Below are 8,649 nucleotides of genomic sequence, written 5' to 3' on the forward strand. Positions count from 1 at the left end.
TAAAAATAAATGAACAGTTAAATAAAATATATTAATTAACTGTTCATTTCATAATTTCACATACTATTTTAACTCAACAACTCTTGAAAATAAATTTTGCAAATCCATATCATGAGTTACAACAATAATTGTTTTACCTTCACTATGAAGTTTTTTTAATAAATTTATTACTTGATCCCTATTTTCTTTATCAAGAGAACCAGTAGGCTCATCAGCTAAAATAACATCACACTTTTTCAATAAAATCCTAGCTACTGCCAATCTTTGTTGTTCACCACCACTTAAAGTATAAACTTTGGTTTTCAAAGAACAAGATAAACCTACTTGCGTTAATACCCCATTCATCAAATCCCTTTTCTCTAATTTTGTTTTCTTTTGAAATTTAAGTGCAACTTCTAAATTTGCACCAACTGTTTCATTATCCATTAAAGCATAATTTTGAAATATATATCCCAACGTATTTCGAAAGAACAATCTTTTATTTCTATAAGCATTATCATTCCCTTGAATCAAAACTCTTCCTTGGTTCGGTTCATCTAAAAGCCCCATTATATTCAATAAAGTAGATTTACCAGAACCACTTTTACCTATGATACCAATAAATTCACCTTTATAAATATCAAGATTAAAATCTTGAAAAATATACTTATCACCATAATTTTTAGTTATATTATCTAGTTTGATTTCCAATTCTTTATTCATTTCGTCAACCCTCTTTTATAATTTGTATCATTTTTTTCCTTTCACTGCTCTGAATAAGAAAATAAGTTAACAGATTTTCTAAAAGAAAAACAAAGAAAATAAGACATACAAAATCAAACTCACCAAGCACACACATAATAAAAGCACTAATAATCCAAATAAAATTTGTAACCATTAAATAAAATTTATGTTTTTCAAAATAAGAATAACCATAAATAGTTTGGATAGTATGCCTATACTTATATTGTTCTAAATAATTCATTGTTGTAAAAATACTAATTGTAAAATATACAAACAAAGTTATGCACAAGATGAAAACAAAAACATACATTCTATCCATATGTTCTTGCACCTCAAAATCATTTACATCATAAGCATTGTAAACTGTAGGATATAAATCTTGTAAACCTAATCTCTCTACTTCTGACTTCACACTATTATAAAGAATTTTTTTATCTGTTAATTTTATAAAATACCCAGTATTTCCAACAACAGTATCGTATAAAGCCCCTTCATTTCCATTTTTATTTGTTAATACAACTCCAATTCCATCATAAAAATAATTATTAGTATCTTCTGCATAATGATTTGAAAAAGTAAAATAAGATTGACCATCTTTTACCCAAATAATACGATAAAATGAACTCTCAACTGATTCTATTGGTTCTCCAATATCTTGTAAAAAACTATTTTTAGCTCCATACTTTTGAAAAGCATATTCATCTTCTAAATACATTCTAAGTTCTCTTTCTTCACTTTGATATTTCTCTGGAACTAATATTATTAACTGTTCATCATTTTCATCAATTTTAATAACTTTATTATCAACTGATTTTATAGGATTCAACTTTAAGTAATTATTATTAATCCTTATGATTTTCTCTGCAAATTTTGATTGATCAGGTATATCCACTCCAACCCCTTTTGCTTCATAAGCATCTGAAACTTTTACTAAAATAGCTCCTCTATCATTAGTATATTTAAATAATCCATAATGTTTTTTAAAAAGATCTAAAACTGCTTTAGGTTGATCTCCATTTGGAGTAGGAGCACTCGTATTCATTACTCCATAAGATTTTAAAATATCCCACTTACTTGCATTTGTTTCATAGTACCTATATAGCATAGAAAACGAAGAATAAGATACAAATATCAAATATAAAATTACACCAGAAAATAACACCTTAGTAAAACCATTCAAAATTTGTAATTGCTTTAAAGGCTTTTTATTCTTCAAACTATTAGAAATATCAATATTCCTAACCCTTATAAATAAAAGTGAAATAACAAAACAAAAAATTATTCCTATAATACTTTGATATACAAAATAAACTAGCAAAGTTTTTAACCATTCCGATGCAAATAACAAAGAACCCGCTTTTAATATAGCTATAATACCAGTAGATAAAAACATAGCTGTAAAATAATAAAAACATATTACAAACAAATACTTTTTCCAAACATTTATTGCACCATAACCATTTAATAATAGAACTGCAAAATTTTTATACTGTAAAAAATAATAGTATATGGTCATTAAAAACGCTAAAACATACAATAATATTAAAGGTATTAACTGTAACCAAAAAGATCCAATAGGCTCTTGGAATTCATAATTAGAATACTTAATTTTTATATTTAGATTTCTTTCTAAACTATTAATAAAAGGTTCTATCTTATTTATATTTTGTAAAGAAACAATATAACTTCCTGTTATTAATTTATCATTAGGAAATCCCTTTAATGGCTTAATATCAAACTTCCTATCATATGTATAAGAAAATAATCTTCCTGTTACTTTTTCACTTTGAGATGTAGATAAATAAAAATCTTCCGTTTTAGTATCACTTGGAAAATATCCATCTAATAAAGAAAAATTCGCAAAATAAGAAGACTGATCATGTGTTAAATAAACATATTCTGTTGATTTAGAATCCGAATAATTCAATTTAAAAATATTACCATTATATTTTTCTGATTCAGTAAACAAAACTGAAAAAAACTTATTACGATCAATATCTAGAATAGATTCATTAAAAGTCATAATAATACTATTCTCTTTTCCTGCCTGTTTCATGAAATTTTCTTGTTTACTTAGAATCCATTCAACAAAAACAAAAAAAGAGAGTAGGAAAATCACTATATATAAAGAAAATAGGACTTTTTTCATATACTCTCTCTCTTTCGTTATTTTTTTATATTAAACTATTAACCTATAAAATATTATCTAACATCATAATAAGATTTATAAGTATTTAATGTTTTGTAATAGTTTGATTCTTTATAAGCTGGTGTTCCAGCTTTTACCCAATCTCCTCTTTTAGTTACTCCATTAGCCATAGCTGATGCTTTATGAGTACGAGAATCATGCTCATATCTAGAATATTGTGCCCAATCAAGATTTTTACCCATAGTTTGACCTTTACACCATTTTCCACCCTCTATATTATCAAAACACTGTCCAGTTTTTGGCGCCCAACCTTTAAACGTAGAACCCTCACCAATTACACGTTGTTTTCCATCTTCAACATTTGTATAACCAAATTCAGTATAAATCATTTCTGGTTGAAATGATGTTGTATTTTCTTCAGCTGCAAAACTTGTTGCAGGTGAAACTAATACAGCTCCACATAAACTTAAAGATAAAATTCCCTTAGATAAATTTTTTTTATTTAACACAAAAATACCCCATTTCTATATGTTTTTCACTGATTCAAATCAGCACACATAAAAATTATCATAATATTTTCCATGTGTCAAATCTTTACAAAAAAACCAAAATAAAGTATAGTGTAAAAAATGATAATAATCAGATAAATAAATCTAAAAAATGGATATAATATACAAGTTTTACATTTTAAAGTGTAACCCGAACTTATAAATAATACAAACAAAAAATAAGGAGAAAACAAATGAAAAAAATTATAATCCTTTCTTTTATTACCATTGCAACTTTAATTTTTATATTTATATTTACAAATAAAAAAGAAAAAATAACAATTACTACAAACAATATGCAAAATGAAATAAAAGTAAATGAGTTGCAAAATAATCTTTTAAAAAAAGATGAAAAATTAGTTTATTTTTATCAAACAAATTGTAGTTATTGTAAAAAAGTTTCTCCTATAATTATCCCTATGGCAAAAGAATTAGATATAGATATGAAAACTTTAAATTTAGAAAAAGAACCAAATGGATGGAATCTCTTTAACATTGAGGGTACACCAACTATTATTCACTACAAAAATGGAAAAGAAATAGATCGTATTGAAGGTGAATACAAAGAGGAAGAATTCAAAATATGGTTTCAAAAAAATACAAATAAAAACATTAAATTAATATAAATAAATCGATAAGAGGAAAAAAACATGAATACACAAAAAAAACTAGAAAATATCTTATTTATAGCATGGGCAACAGCATTTATTGCAACAAGTAGTAGTTTATATCTCTCTGAAATTATGAAATATGAACCTTGCACCTTATGCTGGTATCAACGTATCTTTATGTATCCATTAGTTATCATACTAGGAATAGCAATTACAAATAAAGATTATAAAATAAGCATTTATGGCTTAATTCTTTCTACTATAGGAATATCTATATCAACTTATCATTATTCAATACAAAAAATACCACAATTATCAAATATATCAACATGCGGTAGAATACCATGTACTGATGATTATTTAAATTGGTTTGGATTTATTACTATCCCTTTTCTTTGTTTAATAGCCTTTCTAATTATTATTATTTGTAGTACTGCAATAATTAATATAAACAAAAAATGTTATTAGAATAAAAACATACTAATAGCAAGGGAATGCTTGTAGACTGATCTATACTGCATTCCCTTATTGTATGTATGCTATATTTCTATTCTTCTTTTTCCGACATTAGAAACCTACATAAAATACCAGCCAAATTTACTTTTTAAACAAACCAAAAAAACCTTTCCGTTTTTGTTTCTGATTTTGTGCCTGCATATCTCTAATGTTTTCAAGCAATAACTGATCTCGTTTCTCTAGCTTCTTCTCTATAAAAACTTCTAATTCACTGTTTTTCCCTTCTACTTCAGTTAACTTTTTCTCAGTATTCGCTAAATATTCTTTTGTCGTAACCAATTCATTCGTAATTTCTTGTAGTTTCTGAACGAGTGCTTGATTAAATTGATTTTGTAACTGTTGATTTTCTAATACTTCATTCAGTTTCTTTTCTAATTCTGATTTTTCTTCTTTTGAAACAAACGAATCAAGTTCTCCGTTTCGCCATGACCGAACTTGATCGTAAGACCATTTTTGGGCCTGTATTTTTTCTTTTATTACTTTTAATTCTTCTATATTTTCCTTCGAATATCTACGATGTCCTCCCTGACTACGCTCCGTTTGTATATAAATTCATTTGACCATACCTTTAACAAATCGGGTGTGATTCCTAAAAGATCCGCAACAATTTTCGGTGTGTGCATTTCCGATATTAGTTCCAATTTTTATTCCTCCCCAAAAAACGGAATACGTTTTTTTACTTAAAAAACACGATTAAACCAACATCCCAATCAAAGTCGGAATGTACTTACAACCGATATGAAAACCGATTTTAAAAACGATTTAATTTCCGAAATACATTCCGATTTTACCACCGATATGTATTACTTCTCGATAATAACATCAAAATCTTTTTTCTATATACAAGATTTTATACAAAAAAAGAAGAGCGCGAATCCCTAGAATCCCCGCTACATCAACGATGTATAAAATCTCGTATACCAGGATAACCAGACAAAAAAGAAGAATCCCTGTCAATACAGGGATTCTATCAAAGTATTTGCTACCGATAATGATGCGTTATGTTAACCTCATATGTATAGAATATACAACATAACTTTATGGTAAAATCTTGTTAAAAAGGGGAAATAATCATGATAATTGATTTAGAAATGGATAAAGAAATGCATCCAACAGTTGCTCTTTTATATGCTACAGTTAAGGATACATACAAAAGATTAAAGACATTGGTATCAGATATAACTCAAGAAGAATTAGATTATAAAGGACCAACTGAAAATCTAAACAGTATAGGTCAATTATTAAAACATTTATCAGTAGTAGATCTACACTGGGTATATAGATTAAAGAATGAACCTATACCTACAAATATCCAATTAGAATATGGTCCAATGATTAATCCAAATGGAAAACTTCCTTCGGTAAATAATGTATCTATTAATGAATTAATAAAAGCTTATGATAAAGTACAAGAGATGTTTCATTTAGAATGTACAAAGTTATCTGAAGATGATCTAAATCAGGTTGTTTCATACGAAAATGGAAAACGGGCGACAATTAGATGGGGAATATGGCATATAGCTGATCATAATCGTTATCATCAAGCCCACATTAGCTTACTAAAAAAATCTTATAAAGAGAAACAAGAGGCTAGTTAACTTCCAATAACGATCATTATGTAAATAAGCTGTCCATATGGACAGCTTATTATATTTTTTGCTTAGCGTCTTTTCCGTCAAATATGCTGGTGATACCTATAGATATGTAAAAATTACACATTAAGTGATAAATGTGCGTCTGTATTTACTATAAAGGCATTTATAATAATAATTTATAATAATCGTAATATCTTTTTAGGGATAAATTAGATTTAAAGCCTATTTGCTGCATGATTTGTTCATGGAAATTGTTCCCTTGAATACTTCTTAAAATATAGGTATTTCAAAAGTGTTGAGCAGAGATTCCCTTTCGAAGATTAGCACGTTTTACTTCTAAACGGATCATTTTTTGTATTGATATTTCAGTTAAAAATTTTGGTGCATCCTCCTCATAGCTCCAGTGATATGTCCCCCGGGTAAAATCAAAAGCAACAAATAACGGATCATTGCTGTGATATTTAGGACGTACAGGTTCAGGTATAGTTTTATAGTAATTATATAGGTATAATTTATCTTCTTCCTTCAAATCAATGATTCTATTTACTTTTGCGTCTTCAGGAATGGATAAAGTATTATTTTCGAAATGAACGTGTACCATTCGTAAAGAAACAAGCTCTTTCAAAGATAATCCATAATCCAGCAGTAATATAACGATAGAAACATTCCGCTCTAAGATCATTGGGCGTACGGATCGTTGTTTTTCTGTAAGGCCTTCTAGTGAAGAAATGACTTCCTTTAAGCGCTTTTCTTCCTCGAAAGAAACGGAATCCTCCCTACGTAATGCTCGATTAGGTGGATCTATATGAGTAGTCCCTTCAATTGGGCTTGGTAAATCTAAGTATTCGTACAGCCTATTTAAAACAATATATATACGATGTACAGTTTTATCGGAGTATTGACGATCGGCTTTTAAATGGTTAAAAAATGATTCGAAATCTTTTTTCTGTAGTGATTCCCACATAGTATCGTTAGTAAACCTTTTTGATTGGTGCAGCCATTGAATGAAACTTTCCACATCATAGATGTATCGTTTGATTGTAGAAGGTTTTCTTCCTTTGTTTGATAAATAAGAAGAGAAGCCTTCTATTGTATGTTGGATCTCTTTTGAAGTCATGTTATATTTTTCACTCCTTATCCTCATACCTTTTGACTACTCTGTAAAATGTAGGACTTGTCATATTACATTTCTTCATAGCGTATAGCGCTGTGATCTTTCCTTGTTTCCAATCGTTATATACATCGATAAATTCCTGAGTGATTTTAGTTTTAGGTCTACCCAAATGCTTACCTTTTTTCTTTGCAGCTTCAATACCCTCACGTTGACGAGTCTTTATTTTTGTTCGTTCTTCTTCAGCAAGCCAGGACAAGATTTGGAGTACCAAATCAGTAATAAGATTTCCTAAACTATCTTTATATTGAGTTGTATCTAAAAGTGGCATATCTAATACGACAATATGAGCTTGAATATTTTGGGTAATATCTTTCCACTCCTCAAGGATAGCTTCTTTATTTCTGCCAAAACGATCTAGGGAATGAATATATAAAATATCATCTTTTCTTAACATACGTTTTACGAGTTGATATTGATCACGATTAAAATCTCTTCCACTTTGTTTGTCGATAAAAATATCTCGTTCGTCAGTGATGAGTTGTTTCATTGCTTCGAGCTGCCGATCTTCATTTTGGTCTTTACTACTAACCCTTATATATCCGAATTTTCTTGTATTCAAAATAAATAGACATCCTTTCAAAAGTATTTCTAATAAAATTATATCAAATATACTTCAAAAGGTGTCATTAATTATTTATCACTTCAAAAGTGTATTTTCAAACCTTTTGAAGCACTAAATCTATTAGGTTTTAATATACTTCAAAAGGTGTACCTTTTGAAGCGTTAGAATACTCCTGAAGAAATAAATAATTCTAATCATAAAAGCGATTTAAAATTAATTTGTTCTTGGCAGAATTTTCGATAATTATAAATTCAACTGTTCTATTTTTGGGACGTTTCATTTATAGAATATAAAAATAACATAATTTTCTCAATAAGGGATTGTATTCTTTTAATGTGATTTTTTAACAATTCATGGTATATCTGAATTAAGGGGACCTTTTCGGTTGATTAGGGAGAAAGATTATAAAATGATATGGGAGGAACAAAAAATGTCACGGAAAAAGAAATTAGGTGTTGGAGTGGTTTCAGCCGCTCTTGGTTTATCTTTAATTGGTGGGGGAACATATGCATATTTTAGCGATCAAGTTGTAACAAATAATACATTTGCTGCAGGTACATTGAATTTAGCTATGCAACCAACTACTTCACTTAACTTAGAAAATTTAAAACCTGGGGACAAAATATTAAAGAAATTCAATTTGAAAAATAGTGGTACATTAGATATTAAAGATTTAATGATGAAAATAGACTATACTGTAAACGACTTAAAACAAAATAATACTACAGAAGATTTCGGTAAACATATTAAAGTACAATTTCTTTGGGATTG

The 8,649-nt window shown here is 28.1% G+C and carries 8 protein-coding genes and 2 pseudogenes; 4 read left to right on the forward strand and 6 right to left on the reverse strand.

Annotated features, from left to right (window positions below):
* Window positions 1-63: 63 nt before the first annotated feature.
* The 3 genes from BUA87_RS28930 to BUA87_RS28940 are packed head-to-tail and all read right to left on the reverse strand — an operon-like array spanning window position 64 to window position 3,381.
* Window positions 64-702, reverse strand: a complete 639-nt coding sequence (locus BUA87_RS28930; protein ID WP_065230196.1) for an ABC transporter ATP-binding protein — start codon at window positions 700-702, stop codon at window positions 64-66.
* Window positions 703-706: 4 nt separating this feature from the next.
* Window positions 707-2,872: a DUF1430 domain-containing protein gene (locus BUA87_RS28935; protein ID WP_072941749.1), complete on the reverse strand. Its 2,166-nt coding sequence runs from the start codon at window positions 2,870-2,872 to the stop codon at window positions 707-709.
* Window positions 2,873-2,925: 53 nt separating this feature from the next.
* Complete coding sequence (locus BUA87_RS28940; RefSeq protein WP_072941752.1) at window positions 2,926-3,381, reverse strand: lactococcin 972 family bacteriocin; 456 nt, start codon at window positions 3,379-3,381, stop codon at window positions 2,926-2,928.
* Between the two features lie 233 nt (window positions 3,382-3,614).
* On the opposite strand from BUA87_RS28940, the gene BUA87_RS28945 reads away from it, so the two are divergent.
* A complete protein-coding gene (locus BUA87_RS28945) occupies window positions 3,615-4,046 on the forward strand; it encodes a thioredoxin family protein (RefSeq protein WP_072941755.1) in 432 nt (143 codons plus the stop codon).
* A gap of 24 nt (window positions 4,047-4,070) precedes the next feature.
* Window positions 4,071-4,499, forward strand: a complete 429-nt coding sequence (locus BUA87_RS28950) for a disulfide oxidoreductase (protein ID WP_072941758.1) — start codon at window positions 4,071-4,073, stop codon at window positions 4,497-4,499.
* A gap of 129 nt (window positions 4,500-4,628) precedes the next feature.
* Here BUA87_RS28950 and BUA87_RS28955 read toward each other — a convergent pair.
* Window positions 4,629-5,188 (reverse strand): annotated as a pseudogene (locus tag BUA87_RS28955) (MerR family transcriptional regulator).
* A gap of 435 nt (window positions 5,189-5,623) precedes the next feature.
* Between BUA87_RS28955 and BUA87_RS28960 the strand changes: the two are divergent.
* Window positions 5,624-6,145, forward strand: a complete 522-nt coding sequence (locus tag BUA87_RS28960) for a DinB family protein (RefSeq protein ID WP_072941770.1) — start codon at window positions 5,624-5,626, stop codon at window positions 6,143-6,145.
* A 160-nt stretch (window positions 6,146-6,305) separates the two neighbouring features.
* On the opposite strand, the pseudogene BUA87_RS28965 reads toward BUA87_RS28960, so the two are convergent.
* Together BUA87_RS28965 and BUA87_RS28970 are read right to left on the reverse strand one after the other, a co-directional pair.
* Window positions 6,306-7,259, reverse strand: a pseudogene (locus BUA87_RS28965) (phage integrase N-terminal SAM-like domain-containing protein).
* A 10-nt stretch (window positions 7,260-7,269) separates the two neighbouring features.
* Window positions 7,270-7,875, reverse strand: a complete 606-nt coding sequence (locus tag BUA87_RS28970; RefSeq protein WP_072941760.1) for a recombinase family protein — start codon at window positions 7,873-7,875, stop codon at window positions 7,270-7,272.
* A gap of 433 nt (window positions 7,876-8,308) precedes the next feature.
* Here BUA87_RS28970 and BUA87_RS28975 point away from each other — a divergent pair.
* Window positions 8,309-8,649: TasA family protein (locus BUA87_RS28975; RefSeq protein ID WP_218602441.1), on the forward strand; the 341-nt coding region annotated here is incomplete at its 3' end.

Source organism: Bacillus sp. bc15 (assembly GCF_900142585.1).
Classification (GTDB): Bacteria; Bacillota; Bacilli; order Bacillales; family Bacillaceae_G; genus Bacillus_A; species Bacillus_A cereus.